The organism is Thalassococcus profundi, from assembly GCF_003344785.1.
Taxonomy (GTDB): Bacteria; Pseudomonadota; Alphaproteobacteria; order Rhodobacterales; family Rhodobacteraceae; genus Puniceibacterium; species Puniceibacterium profundi.
In genome coordinates this window covers 56088-69657 of sequence record NZ_QPMK01000013.1, presented here as the reverse complement: position 1 = coordinate 69657, position 13570 = coordinate 56088, and the positions used below count along the sequence as shown (strand labels likewise).

Below are 13570 nucleotides of genomic sequence, written 5' to 3'. Positions count from 1 at the left end.
GCAACCACATGCTGCAGGGCATCCGCATCATCGAATTCGAGGCGCTGGGGCCCGCGCCCTTCGCCGGCATGCTACTGGCGGACTTGGGGGCCGAGGTCATCGTGGTGCACCGCTCCGGTGCCGCTCGGACCCCGGACAAGCCCGAGCCGAACCTGCTGGACCGCGGCAAGCGCTCCATCGCGCTCGACCTCAAGGACCCGGGCGACCTTGCCATCGCGCAGGCGCTGATCCGTTCGGCGCAGGGCCTGACCGAAGGCCTGCGCCCCGGCGTGATGGAGCGGCTGGGGCTTGGCCCGGAGGCCGCCTACGCGCTGAACCCAGCGTTGGTCTACGGACGCATGACCGGCTGGGGCCAGACCGGCCCGCGCGCCCATCAGGCAGGGCATGACCTGAATTACCTCGGTCTGTCGGGCGCGCTTTTCTACGCCGGTCTGCCGGGGCAGGTGCCGGGCGTACCGCCGACGCTGCTGGGCGACCTGGGCGCCGGAGCCATGTACCTGGCGGTGGGTATGCTGGCGGGGCTCTTGCGCGCGAAGGAGACGGGGCAGGGCACGGTGGTGGACGCCGCCATCGTCGACGGGGCCTCGCATCTCATGGCGCTCTTGGTGTCGATGCAGGGGCAGTTTTCGCAGACGGCGCGCGGGCAATCGCTGCTCGACGGGCCGCATTGGTCGCGGTGCTACGCCTGTGCCTGTGGCGGACATATCGCCGTGCAGTGCCTGGAGCCGAAGTTCTACGCCCTCTTCCTCGACCGGCTGGGCCTGGACGACGACCCGGCCTTCGCGGCGCAGTTCGACGCAGGACAGTGGCCGACGCAGACCGCGCGGATGGAGGCGCTTTTTGCAAGCAAGCCGCGGGCCGCGTGGGAGACGCTTTTCGAGGGCACGGATGCCTGCGTCGCCCCGGTGCTGTCCCCGGCCGAGGCGCAGGCCGATCCGCATGTCGCGGCACGCCGGATCTGGCAGGACGGCGCGCCCGCACCGGCGCCGCGCTTCGACGGTCAGGCGCCCCGACCTACCTCCGCAGCGCCCGCCCGCGGGGCGGATACGGCCGCAATTCTCGAGGAGTTGAAAACAGGCGGATGGACATGACGGCTGACGATTTCGGCGCGCTGCTTGTCGCGCGGTACTCCTGCCGGGGCTACCTGCCCGACCCGGTCCCGCAAGAGGTGATCGCCGCGGTCCTGCGCGATGCGCAAGCCGTGCCGTCGTGGTGCAATTCCCAGCCCTGGCAGGTCACCGTCTGCGGCACCGAAGAAACCGACCGCCTGCGCGCGGCGCTCACCGAAGCGGCGCAGTCGGGCGCGCACACCGGCAGCGACGTGACCTTTCCCACCGCGTACGAGGGCATTTACCGCGACCGCCGCCGCACCTGCGGCTGGCAGCTTTACGGCGCAGTGGGGGTCGAAAAGGGCGACCGCGCCGGATCGGCCCGCCAGAGCGCCGAGAATTTCCGGCTGTTCGGCGCACCGCACATGATGCTGGTGAAGACGCCCAAGGCACTGGGCCCCTACGGTGTGCTGGATTGCGGCGCCTTCGTCACGGCGGTGCTGCTGGGGCTGACCGCGCGGGGCCTGGGCGGCATCGCCATGGCCTCGGTCGCGGGGTTCTCGCCGCTGCTGCGCGACTGGTTCGATGTGGCGGCGGATCGCGACGTGCTCTGCGGCATCGCCTTCGGCCATCCGGACCCGAACCACCCCGCGAACGGCTTTCGCACCGAACGTGCGCCGCAGGCCGAGGTGGTCGACTGGCGCTGGTAGACGGCTTCAGGCCTCTTCCAGCCGGTCCGTCGCTGGTGGAGGCGTCGGACTGAGCGCGCAGAGCCGGGCGTAAAGATCGTCGTCCAGCGCATAGTCCATTCCTGCGAGCGACGGCGCCAGCTGCGCGGCATTGCGCGCCGACAGGATCGGTACCGGGCGGGCGGCGTGATGCGCGACCCAGGCCACCGCCAGGGTCGCTGGATCGGTGCCCAGCTCCTGCGCCAGCGCCACCAGCCCGTCCGCGGCGTCCTGCATGTAGGGCAGACCGTAGCGTGCGGCGTATCTTTCATCTTCGGTCAAACGCCCGCCATTGGCGCCCGAGGCGTACTTCCCGGTCAGAAGCCCGCCGCCCAGGGGCGAATAGGGCACCGGCAGGATGCCTTCCGAGGCGCACATCGGCAGGATTTCGACCTCGGCCTGGCGTTTCACGAGATTGTACATGGGCTGGATCACGTCGATCCGGGTGCCCATCTCCGCCGCCACCGCCTGCGCCTTCATCACCTGCCAGGCGGCGTAGTTCGACACGCCGATATGCCGGATCAGGCGGCGTTGCTGCAGATCGGCCAGCGTCTCGAAGGTCTCGGCCAGCGGCGTGTCGTCGTCCCAGCGGTGCATGTAGAGCAGATCGACCGAATCCATGCCGAGCCGCCAGCGGCTTTCGTCGAAGGTCTTGAGGATGTTGTCGCGCGACGCGCCGCCCTTGTACCCTGCCTTGGTGGCGATAAAGAGCGCATCACGCTCGGGCCGGGCGAATTCCCCCAGCAGGGTTTCGGACGAGCCGTCGGTGTAGACATGCGCGGTGTCGAAATGCGCGATGCCCGCGGCACGGCAGGCCTCGAACATCGCGCGGCTGTCACCGGCATCGGCGCGGCCGCCGAACTGCATCGTGCCGAAGGCGAAGGGCGCGACGGCCGTGCCGTCATGTGTGGTCAGTTCCGGGGTCATGGCCGCAGCTTACGCGCTGCGCGGACGCTTGGGAACGGGAAGATGGCGATCAGAACGGCCAAAGCGGGGCACTCGTCGCGGTTTGCATACGGCTATCCTTGTGAGCACGGGCAAGGCACCGGATCCCACGCCGCCGCCCGGGTGTCCCGGTGTACCGACACGACACGGCTTTGCGAAACGAAACCGCCCCCGCAGCGACCTGCGAGGGCGGAGTTTTCCGATGCCGCGTCAGGGCGGCCGATCCGGCTGCGATCAGTTCGGGATCTCGCCGGTCAGGCCTTCGACGTAGAAATCCATGCCCAGCAGGTCGCCGTCCGACGCGGTTTCGCCCTCGGCCAGCCAGACGCTGCCGTCCTGCCTGTTGATCGGGCCGGTGAAGGGATGGTAGTCGCCCGAGGCGATGGACTCCTTCAGCGCCAGCGCTTCTTCCTTGACCTCTGCGGGCACCGCGTCGGTGATCTCGCCGATGCCGACCATGCCCGGGCCGATGCCGTCCCAGGTGTCGGTCGATTCCCAGGTGCCGTCCATCACCGCCTTGACGCGGTCGATGTAATAGGGCGCCCAGTCGTCGATGATCGAGCTCACGCGCGGCATCGGGGCATATTCCGCCATGTCCGACGCCTGGCCGAAGGTGATGACGTTGCCGGCTTCCTGTGCCGCGGCCTGCGGTGCGGTGGAATCGGTGTGCTGCAGGATCACATCGTTGCCATTCTCGATCAGCGCGCGGGCGGCGTCGGCCTCTTTCGCCGGATCGAACCAAGTGTAGGCCCAGACCACCGAGAATTCGACGTCCGGGTTGACCTTCTTGGCGTGCAGGTAGGCAGAGTTGATGCCGCGGATGACCTCGGGGATCGGGAAGGAGGCAATGTAGCCGATCTTGTTGGTCTCGGTCATGCTGCCCGCGATGTGGCCCTGGATGGCGCGGCCTTCGTAGAAGCGCGCGGAATAGGTGCTGACGTTGTCGGCGCGCTTGTAGCCGGTGGCGTGTTCGAACTTCACGTCCGGAAACTTTTCCGCCACAGCGATGGTCGGGTCCATGTAGCCGAAGGAGGTGGTGAAGATGATGTCGGCGCCCGACAGCGCCATCTGGGTGATCGCGCGTTCGGCATCGGCACCCTCGGGCACGCTTTCCTGGTAGACGGTCTCGACGGCATCGCCGAATTCTTCCTCGACGGCGAGGCGGGCCTTGTTGTGCTCGTAGGTCCAGCCGCCGTCGCCGATCGGGCCGACGTAGATGAAGCCGGCCTTGACCGGCTCACCGTCGGTCTGGGCAAAGGCGGCGGTGGCGGCGAGTGTCGCGGCGGCGACGCTGGTGAAAAGGGTTCTGCGGTTCATGGTAACTCCCTGAAGTGGTCGGTTTTGCTTGGCCTCAGGATGAGGCGTGGAACGGACGGCCAAGGCAGGCGGGTGCGCCATGGATCCCCCGGGCCGAGATGAGAACGAGCACGAGAATGGTTATCAGATAGGGCGAGGTGGACAAGAGCTCGACCGGGACACGGGCGCCCGCGGCCTGCAGGTTCAGTTGCAGCACGGTGACGCCGCCGAATAGATAGGCACCGATCAGCACCCGGCCCGCGCGCCAGGAGGCGAAGACCACGATGGCGAGCGCGATCCAGCCCGCGCCGGCAGTCATGCCTTCCGTCCATTGCGGCACGCGCACGAGGCTCAGATAGGCCCCGCCCAGCCCCGCGCAGGCGCCACCGAAGAAGATCGCCATGAGCCGGATGCGCACGACCTTGTAGCCGAGCGCATGGGCGGCGTCATGGCTTTCGCCCACCGCGCGCAGGATCAGTCCGGCGCGGGTGAACTTGAGGAAGGCCCAGACCGCGGCGACCAAAGCGAGGCTCAGGTAGACCATGATGTCATGGGAAAAGAGCATCCGCCCCAGCACCGGCAGGTCGCCCAGCAGCGGGATGTCGAGCTTGGGCAGGGTCGGACTTTTCATCCCCTCGTAGGGTTTGCCGATCAGCGCCGACAGCCCCAGCCCCACCAGCGTGAGGCCCAGCCCCGTCGCCACCTGGTTCGACAGGAACACCTGCGTGAGTACCCCGAAACTGAGCGACAGCACCGCCGAGGCCAGCGCCGCGGCGGCAAAGCCAAGGACAGGCGAGCCGGTGTTCACCGCGACGGCAAAGCCCACCACCGCGCCGGTGATCATCATCCCCTCGACGCCGAGGTTCAGAACGCCGGATTTCTCCACCACCATTTCGCCGATGGCGGCAAGCAGGATCGGCGTGGCCGAAACCATGATCGAGGCCACGAGGAGGATCGGATTGATCGAGCCTAGATCCATGCGCGTGCTCCGTGGCGGGCGTGGGAGGGGGCGCTGCCCCCGTCGCCTGCGGCGACTCCCCCGAGGTATTTGGAAACCGGAGAACGGGGGGTCATGCGGGTTCCTTCCGGCCGAGGGACAGGCGGAAGTTGGTGAAGACGTCGGTGGCCAGCAGGAAGAACAGCAGCATGCCCTGGAAAAGCTGGATCGCGGCCCCCGGCACGCCCAGCATCAGCTGCGCCAGTTCGCCGCCGATGTAGGTCAGCGCCATCAGCAGGCCCGCCAGCAGGATGCCCACCGGATGCAGGCGGCCGAGGAAGGCGACGATGATCGCGGTGAAGCCGTAGCCCGAGTTGAAGTCGATGCTGATCTGGCCGGCGGGGCCGGTGACCTCGAAAAGCCCCGCCATGCCCGCCAGCGCGCCCGAGATGCCGAGGCAGAGGATCACGATCCGCGCGGGGTTGACGCCCGCAAAGCGCGCGGCGCGCGGCGCCTCGCCGGTGAGGCGGATGTTGAAGCCCTGGATGTGCCGCGACATCAGCACGTAGGCGAGGATCACCGCGATGAAGGCAAAGGCCACGCCCCAGTGCATGCCGGTGCCGGAGATCAATTCGGCATTATGGGCGGCGGGCCATTGCTTGAAATTGCGGCTGCCGGGAAAGCCCATGCCTTCCGGGTTCCGAAGCAGGTTCGAGGCGACCGAGGCCAGCAGGTTCTCGGCCACGTAGACCAGCATCAGCGACACGAGGATCTCGTTGGTGCCGAAACGCACCTTCAGCAGCGCCGGGATCATCGCCCAGGCAAAGCCGCCGAGCGCGCCGCAGAGGATCATAAGCGGGAAGATCAGCACGCTGTCGGCGGGGTAGAATGCCAGCCCAGCGCCGGCGCCGCAGATGGCGCCCATGATGTATTGCCCCTCGGCGCCGATGTTCCAGATGCCGGCCCGGAAGCCGATCGACAGACCGATGGCGATGAGGATCAGCGGCCCGGCCTTGACCAGCAGCTGCGGCCGGGTGAAGCCCGCGAATTGCGGGTTGAAGAGCGGATCCCAGAAGATCGTGCGGATCGCCTCCAGCGGGTCCGTGCCGAGGAAGGCGAACATGATCCCCCCTACGAGCATCGTCAGCAGCACGGCAAGCACCGGCGTCAGCACCGTCCAGAGCTGCGAGGGCTGCGGGCGTTTCTCGAGGCGGATCATGGGCGCGGCCTCCGGGGCCGGGGGCAAGACTTTTGGAAAAAGTCTTGCCGCGCGTTTTCCGAAAACGCGCGCACGCGGGGTGTCGGGTCATTCCGCCACATGCGCCACCTCCATGTCATGGGCGCCGCCCATCATCAGGCCGATCTTCTCGATGCTGAGGCCGGCGACGGGGTGGATGGTCGACAGCCGGCCTTCGTTCAGCGCGCCGAAGCGGTCGGAGATCTGCATGAGCTCGTCCAGGTCCTGGCTGATGCAGAGGATCGCCGCGCCCTCGGCGGCGAGGTCCAGCAACGCCTGGCGGATCGCGGCGGCGGCGGCGGCATCGACACCCCAGGTGGGCTGGTTCACCACCAGCACCCGGGGCCGCTGCAGGATCTCGCGGCCGATGACGAATTTCTGCAGATTCCCGCCCGAAAGCGCCCGGGCGGCGGTGCCGGGACCGGGGGTGCGCACGTCGAACTGCGCGATCACCTTCTCGGCGAAGGCGCGGGCCTTGGGCCAGCTGATCAGGCCGTTCGACACCAGGCCCTCGCGCCGCGCCGCGGTCAGCACGCCGTTCTCGATCAGGCTCATGTTGGGGGCCGCGGCGTGGCCCAGACGTTCCTCGGGCGCCGAGAGCAGCCCGGCATCGCGGCGCGCCACCGGATTGGCGCGGCTGATATCCTGTCCGTCAAGCCGGATCGTGCCCGCCGGGGCCAGCCGCTCGCCCGAGAGCGCCGCCAGCAATTCGTCCTGGCCGTTGCCCGCGACGCCGCCCAGCCCGAGCACCTCGCCTGCGCGCAGCTCGAAGGTGATGTCGCGCAGGGGCGTGCCGAAGGCGCCCGGCGCGGGCAGCGACAGGTTGCTGACGCTCAGGATCACCGCGCCGGGGTCGTGGGCGCGGGCCTCGGGTGTGGCAAAGCTGGCGCCGACCATCATCTCGGCCAGTTCGCGCGCGGATTTTTCGGCCGGCGTGCAGGTGTCGACCTTCTTGCCCAGCCGCAGGATCGTCGCGGTGTCGCAGAGGCTGCGGATTTCCTCGAGCTTGTGCGAAATATAGAGGATCGAGGTGCCTTCGGATTTCAGCTTGCGCAGGGTCTCGAACAGGATCTCGACCTCCTGCGGGGTCAGCACCGAGGTCGGTTCGTCCATGATCAGCAGGCGCGGGTCCTGCAGCAGGCAGCGGATGATCTCGACCCGTTGCCGTTCGCCCGCCGACAGCGTGCCCACGAGCCGCGAGGGATCGAGCGGCAGGCCGTAATTCTCGGACACCTCGCGGATCTGGCGCGCGAGGTCGCGGGGCTTGGGCGGGTCTTCCATGCCCAGGGCCACGTTCTCGGCCACGTCGAGCGCGTCGAAGAGCGAGAAATGCTGGAACACCATGGCGACGCCGGCGCTGCGCGCGGCGCTGGGCCGGGGCGGGGCGAAGGGGGCGCCGTTCATCCGCATCTCGCCCCGGTCGGGCGCCACCAGGCCGTAGATCATCTTGACCAGCGTCGATTTGCCCGCGCCGTTTTCGCCCAGCAGCGCGTGAATCTCGCCGGTGCCGATGTCGAAGGACACATCGTCATTGGCGATGACGCCGGGATAGGCCTTGGTCAGGCCCCTGAGACGGAGGAGTGGGTCGGCCACCGGTCGCTGTCCTTGTCGTGCAGGTCATTGAGTAGCCGCGCGGCGACGCCGAGGGCAAGGGCTTGGGGGTGCTTTCCAAGGTGTTTCTGCCCAATCGGGCAGCAGATGCGCGCGATCTGGGCATCCGCATGGCCCAAGTTGCGCAACCGGCTGCAAAAACGCGCCCACTTGGTGTCCGACCCGATTACCCCGGCAGAGGCGAAATCGTGCTGCAAAAGCGCGTGGCAGAGCGCGAAATCCAGCGCATGGCTGTAAGTCAGCACCAGGTGGTGCGCGGCGCGGGGCGCGCGCGGCACCAGCAGGGCGGGATCGGTTGCGGGCAGAACGGTGACGGTGTCGGAGACGTCGGGCGGAAAGCGCTCGGGCGCGGTGTCGATCCAGGTGATCGCAAGGTCCGGCAGGGGGGCCAGCACCGAGACGAGCGCGCGGCCCACGTGACCCGCGCCCCAGATCCAGACGGGGATCGCGGGGGTCGAGACCGGTTCGACCATCCAGCCCTGCACCAGCTGCGGTGACGGCCGTTCGCCGCGGGCGCGGGCGCGGTCGAGGAGGCGGGCCACCGCCAAGGGTTGCGGGCCGGGACCGCGGGCAATCACGGCCCGCCCGTCGAGGTTTGCGATGGCTTCGGCGGTCCAGTGTTCGGTGAGCAGGGTCACGGCCCCGCCGCAGCACTGGCCGAGCGCCGGGCCCAGCGGGTGACGCGTGAGGCCGGTGGTGGACAGCGCCGCCTTCGCCGCGGCGAATTCCAGCGCGCCGCCGCCGATGGTGCCGGACTGTCCGCCGTCCCAGACCAGCATCGCCGCCCCAACCTCGCGCGGGGCCGAGCCGGCGGTGGCGGCGACCACGACGCGGGCGACGGTGCCGTGCGCCGCGACGGCGGCGCGAAGCTGGGCGAGGTCGAAGCTCATGCGCGCTGCCCCGGCGCGTCGCCCGTTGCGGGCGGGGGCCTCCGGCGGGAGGTTTTTTGGCAAGATGAAGCCCGGGGTTGCGCGTCACCTGCGGGCCGATGCGCGAGATGGGGAGGTTTTTCAGTCATCGTTCTGCATCCGGCGGATGGCGCGCAGCACCCGTTCGGGTGTGGCAGGCGCGTCGAGCGCCGGGTAGGCAATACCGCAGGCGGCCACCGCGTCCGACAGCGCCATCAGGACCGAGATGCCGAGCATGAACGGCGGCTCGCCCACCGCCTTGGAGCGGTAGACCGTGTCTTCGGTGTTGCGCCCGTCCCAGAGCGCCACGTTGAAGACCGGCGGCCGGTCGGAACAGGCGGGGATCTTGTAGGTCGAGGGCGCGTGGGTGCGCAGGCGGCCTTCGGAATCCCAGACCAGTTCCTCGGTTGTCAGCCAGCCCGCGCCCTGCACGAAACCGCCCTCGATCTGGCCGCGGTCTATCGCCGGGTTCAGCGAGGCGCCGCAGTCGTGCAGGATATCGGTGCGCAGGATGCGGTATTCGCCGGTGAGGGTGTCCACCACCACCTCGGAACAGGCCGCGCCATAGGCGAAGTAGAAGAACGGCCGGCCCAAACCGCGGATCCGGTCCCATTGCAGCTTCGGCGTCCGGTAATATCCGGTGGCCGAGAGGCTGATGCGCGCCTGGTAGCAGATTTGCGCCGCCTCGGCGAAGGGAATGCGGTTTCCACCCACATGCACGAGCCCGTCGGCAAAGCGCACGTCCGAGGGGTCGTCCTGGTGTACCTTGGCGAGATGCGCGGCCATGCGGTCGCGGATCGTGTCGCAGGCGGCCTGCACGGCCATGCCGTTGAGGTCCGACCCCGACGAGGCGGCGGTCGCCGAGGTGTTGGGCACCTTGCCGGTGTCGGTGGCGGTGATCCTGACCGCGCCGGTGTCGATGCCGAAGCGCGCGGCGGCGACCTGGGCGACCTTCTGGAACAGGCCCTGGCCCATCTCCGTGCCGCCGTGGTTCATCTGCACCGAGCCGTCCTGGTAGACATGCACCAGCGCGCCCGCCTGGTTGAGGTGCGTGAGTGTGAAGGAGATGCCGAATTTCACCGGGGTGAGGGCGATCCCCTTCTTCAGCACCGGATTTGCGTCGTTCCAGTCGGCGACGGCGGCGCGGCGGGCGGCATAGTCGCAGGACGCGGTCAGACGGTCGGTCAATTCGTGCAGGATGAAATCGGTGACCGGCTGGCCGTAGGGGGTGGTCTGCGCCTCGTCCGGCTGCACCGGGGCCGGGGCAGGCGGCACTGAGCCGGCGGCGCCGCGGCTGGCGAGGTCGGTGTCGCCGGCGTCGCTCCGGGCGGGGCCGTCGGCAGCGGGGGCCGGTGCCGGCGCCGGGGCGGGGGCGCCCTTGCGCGGGGTGTAGTAGTTGATCCGCCGCACTTCGAGCGGGTCGCGGCCCAGCGTATGCGCGACGTGGTCCATCACCCGTTCGATGCCCAGCATCCCCTGCGGTCCGCCGAAGCCGCGGAAGGCGGTGGCACTGGCGGTGTTGGTGCGCAGGCGGTGGCTTTCGATCCGCGCATGCGGCAGGTGATAGGCGTTGTCGGCATGCAGCATGGCGCGGTCGGCCACCGGCAGCGACAGGTCCTGCGCCCAGCCGCAGCGGGCGTATTGCACGAATTCGACGCCCGAGAGCCGCCCGTGATCGTCGAAGCCGGCGCGGTACTCGATGCGGAAATCGTGGCGCTTGCCGGTGATGACCATGTCGTCGTCGCGGTCGTAGCGCATCTTGCAGGGCTGGCCGGTCATGTTCGCTGCCACCGCGCAGGCCACGGCCAGCGCGTTGCCCTGGCTTTCCTTGCCGCCGAAGCCGCCGCCCATGCGCCGGGTTTCGACCCGGACGCCATGCATCGGCAGGCCAAGCGCGTCGGCGACCTTGTGCTGGATCTCGGTCGGGTGCTGGGTCGAGCTGTGCACGACCATGTCGCCGCCTTCCTGCGGGAGGGCGAGTGCGGCCTGGCCTTCGAGGTAGAAATGCTCCTGCCCGCCCATCTCGAGGCTGCCCTCGACGATGTGCGGGGCGTCGTCCAGCGCCTCGTCCACGTCGCCCTTGGTCCAGATCCGCGGGCCGTCCTCGAACCGGCTGTCGGCGGCGAGCGCATCCTCGATGCTCAGGATCGCGTCGCGTTCCTGGTAGCGGATCTCGGCCAGCCGTGCCGCGCGGCGGGCGGTGAGGTGGGACCGCGCGACCACCAGGAACACCGGCTGGCCGTGGTAGTGGATCGTGTTGCCCGAGAGCAGCGGTTCGTCATGGGCCGAGGGCGATACGTCGTTGGCATGGGGCAGGTCGGCAGCTTCGAGCACCGCGACGACACCCGGGGCGGCGCGCACGGGCGCGAGGTCGATGCCGGTGATCCGGCCCGCCGCGATGGTGGCGAGGCCGAAGGCCAGGTGCAGCGTGTTCGCGGGGGTGGGGATATCGTCGACGTAGCGCGCCTGTCCGGTGACGTGCAGTCGGGCGGCGTCGTGGGGCAGAGGTTTGGCGACGGTCATGGCATCACCTCCAGCACCGAGGTGGCGGCGCCGAGATCGTCCAGCAGGCAGCGGCTGAGCATGTTGCGCGCTGCCGTCAGCCGGTAGCGGGCCGAGGCGCGCATGTCCGAAAGGGGCTGGAAGTCGTCCTCCCAGGCGTCCCAGGCAGCGGCGAGCGTGTCGTCGCTCCAGGGCTTGCCGGTTAGTGCCTTTTCAACCGACAAGGCGCGTTTCGGGGTGGCGGCCATGCCGCCAAAGGCGATGCGCGCCTCGGTCACGCGGTCGTCTTCGGTGCGGATGTTGAACGCCCCGCACACCGCCGAGATATCCTGGTCGAAGCGTTTCGACAGCTTGTAGACGCGCAGGCGGTCGGGCTGGCGCGGAATGCTGACCGCCTCGACGAATTCGCCGGGATGGCGGTCCTGCTTGCCATAGGCGAGGAAGAAGTCCTCGAGCGGCATTTCGCGGCGGGTCTCGCGGAAGCGCAGGTGCAGCGTGGCGCCGAGTGCGATGAGCGCCGGAGGATTGTCGCCGATCGGCGAGCCGTTGGCGATGTTGCCGCCGATGGTGGCGGCGGCGCGCACCTGGGCCGAGCCATAGCGGCGGATCATCTCGGCGTAGCCCGGATGATGCTCCTGCATCAGCTCCCGCACCCGGTCCATTGTCACCATGGCGCCGATGCAAATCGTGTCATCGCTCACCTCGATCTGCGCCAGATCGGCGCAACGGTTGAGGAAGATCGGCGCGGGCAGGTCGCGCAATCCCTTGGTGACCCATAGGCCGACGTCGGTCGCGCCCGCGATCAGCGTGGCGTCGGGATTGGCGGCATAGGCTTCGGCCAGCGCATCGGCGCTGACGGGGCTGTCGCCGGTGGCGGCCAGTGCCGAGATGTCGTCGCGCAGATGCGTGGGCGCGGGGCTCTCCGCCGCAGCCTCGGCGGCGCGGACGATGGGCGCGTAGCCGGTGCACCGGCAGAGGTTGCCCGCCAGCGCGTCGTCATGAGCGGTGTCTCCGTTCAGATGTGCCGTGGCCATCGAGACGATGAACCCCGGCGTGCAGAAGCCGCATTGCGATCCGTGACAGTCGATCATCGCCTCTTGCACCGGGTGCAGCGTGCCGTCGGGTGCGGCAATGCCTTCGACCGTACGCACCGCGCGGCCGTCGAGTTGCGGCATCAGCAGGATGCAGGCGTTGAGCGGCCGTGCCATGCCGCCCGGCCCGGTGACCATCACCGTGCAGGCGCCGCAATCGCCTTCGTTGCAGCCCTCCTTGGTGCCGGTGAGGCTGCGCTCTTCGCGCAGCCAGTCGAGCAGCGTGACCGTCGGGGCGACCCCCGTGAGCGACACACTCTCTCCGTTCAGAAGAAAGGTGATATCCATGGTGAAAACCCGCCGCCTTACCAGAAGACCCGATCTTGCGCGCCCTCGATGCGGCGTAGAAGGTGCGCGGGCCGGTCTTTCGGTCAGGCTAGGCGCGGGCCGCGCGGTATTGCAAGCGATTTCTTCGGAGCGTCGAGAACGCTGCAGGGCGCTGCCCGCTGCGCAGGCGTCAGAGCGTTGCCGCGAGTGCCGCCAGCTGGTCCGCGGCGATGCCCCAGCCCTCTTCGAACCCCATTTCGAGATGTTTCTGCCGGTCTTCTGCGGTGCCGTGCAGCACCTGCGCCAGGTAGCGCGTGCCGTCGCCATCGGCGGTAAAACTGATGATGCCGGTCATGAAGCCGGAGCCGCGCGGGCGATACCCCGGCGAAAGGCTGTCGGTGAAGGAAAACAGCCGCCCCGGTTCCGCCGCCAGTACGCAGCCGGGTTCCCCGTCGTGGCGTTCGCCGTCGGGGCCTTCCATCGCGGTCAGGAAGATGCCCCCGGGGCGCGCGTCGACCTCGGCGTGCCAGACGCGCCAGGGCACCGGGCAGAACCACTGCTTGATCAATTCGGGGTCGGTCCAGCAGCGCCAGAGCGTTTCGGGTCTGGCGGCGATCATGCGCTCGAGCCGCAAATCGAGGGTCGGGTCGAAATCAGTCACGATGGTTTCCTTTCCAGGGCTTCCGCCAGGGCCTGGAGCCGGTCGGTCCGGCCTTCCCAGAGCTTGCGTTGTCGATTGAGCCAGTCCTCTGCCTGACGCAGCGGTTCCGGCGCCAGACGCACGCTGCGCACGCGGCCGGTTTTCTCGCTGCGGATCAGGCCGGCCGTTTCGAGGCGCCGCAGGTGCTTGAGGAAACTCGGCAGTGCCATGTCGTGCGGCGCGTGAAGTTCGGACACTGGCGCCGGACCCTGCGTGAGCCGTTCGATCACCGCCCGACGGGTCGGATCGGAGAGGGCGGCAAAGAAGGTGTCGAGTTGGGTATCCATTTGGCTAAGTAT

12 protein-coding genes are annotated in these 13570 nt (G+C 68.9%); 2 read left to right on the top strand and 10 right to left on the bottom strand.

Annotation, left to right across the window (positions count from 1 at the left end; genetic code table 11):
• Positions 1–8 precede the first annotated feature (8 nt).
• A complete protein-coding gene (locus tag DU478_RS15530; RefSeq protein WP_114511884.1) occupies positions 9–1091 on the top strand; it encodes a CaiB/BaiF CoA transferase family protein in 1083 nt (360 codons plus the stop codon).
• Positions 1088–1759, top strand: a complete 672-nt coding sequence (locus DU478_RS15525; RefSeq protein ID WP_114511950.1) for a nitroreductase — start codon at positions 1088–1090, stop codon at positions 1757–1759. The genes DU478_RS15530 and DU478_RS15525 overlap by 4 nt, the downstream gene beginning before the upstream one ends.
• A gap of 6 nt (positions 1760–1765) precedes the next feature.
• Here the strand turns inward: DU478_RS15525 and DU478_RS15520 are convergent, their stop codons facing one another.
• The 10 genes from DU478_RS15520 to DU478_RS15475 form a co-directional block, all read right to left on the bottom strand.
• On the bottom strand, positions 1766–2704 hold the full coding sequence (locus tag DU478_RS15520) for an aldo/keto reductase (protein ID WP_114511883.1): 939 nt from the start codon (positions 2702–2704) through the stop codon (positions 1766–1768).
• Between the two features lie 252 nt (positions 2705–2956).
• Positions 2957–4039 (bottom strand): BMP family ABC transporter substrate-binding protein, encoded by a 1083-nt coding sequence (locus DU478_RS15515; RefSeq protein WP_114511882.1) that lies wholly within the window; start codon positions 4037–4039, stop codon positions 2957–2959.
• A gap of 34 nt (positions 4040–4073) precedes the next feature.
• Complete coding sequence (locus DU478_RS15510) at positions 4074–4997, bottom strand: ABC transporter permease (protein WP_199488357.1); 924 nt, start codon at positions 4995–4997, stop codon at positions 4074–4076.
• A gap of 91 nt (positions 4998–5088) precedes the next feature.
• Complete coding sequence (locus tag DU478_RS15505) at positions 5089–6174, bottom strand: ABC transporter permease (RefSeq protein WP_114511881.1); 1086 nt, start codon at positions 6172–6174, stop codon at positions 5089–5091.
• 87 nt (positions 6175–6261) lie between these two features.
• Positions 6262–7785: an ABC transporter ATP-binding protein gene (locus tag DU478_RS15500; RefSeq protein WP_114511880.1), complete on the bottom strand. Its 1524-nt coding sequence runs from the start codon at positions 7783–7785 to the stop codon at positions 6262–6264.
• Entirely contained in the window at positions 7752–8693 is a 942-nt protein-coding gene (gene xdhC, locus DU478_RS15495; protein ID WP_114511879.1) for a xanthine dehydrogenase accessory protein XdhC, read from the bottom strand. Before xdhC ends, DU478_RS15500 begins: the two co-directional genes overlap by 34 nt.
• 120 nt (positions 8694–8813) lie before the next feature.
• Positions 8814–11234, bottom strand: coding sequence for a xanthine dehydrogenase molybdopterin binding subunit (gene xdhB / locus DU478_RS15490; protein ID WP_114511878.1), 2421 nt, complete (start codon positions 11232–11234; stop codon positions 8814–8816).
• On the bottom strand, positions 11231–12592 hold the full coding sequence (xdhA, locus tag DU478_RS15485; RefSeq protein WP_114511877.1) for a xanthine dehydrogenase small subunit: 1362 nt from the start codon (positions 12590–12592) through the stop codon (positions 11231–11233). The genes xdhB and xdhA overlap by 4 nt, the downstream gene beginning before the upstream one ends.
• A 169-nt stretch (positions 12593–12761) precedes the next feature.
• Positions 12762–13232 (bottom strand): SRPBCC family protein, encoded by a 471-nt coding sequence (locus tag DU478_RS15480; RefSeq protein ID WP_233501348.1) that lies wholly within the window; start codon positions 13230–13232, stop codon positions 12762–12764.
• Positions 13229–13558, bottom strand: coding sequence for an ArsR/SmtB family transcription factor (locus tag DU478_RS15475; RefSeq protein ID WP_114511876.1), 330 nt, complete (start codon positions 13556–13558; stop codon positions 13229–13231). The genes DU478_RS15480 and DU478_RS15475 overlap by 4 nt, the downstream gene beginning before the upstream one ends.
• Positions 13559–13570 lie beyond the last annotated feature (12 nt).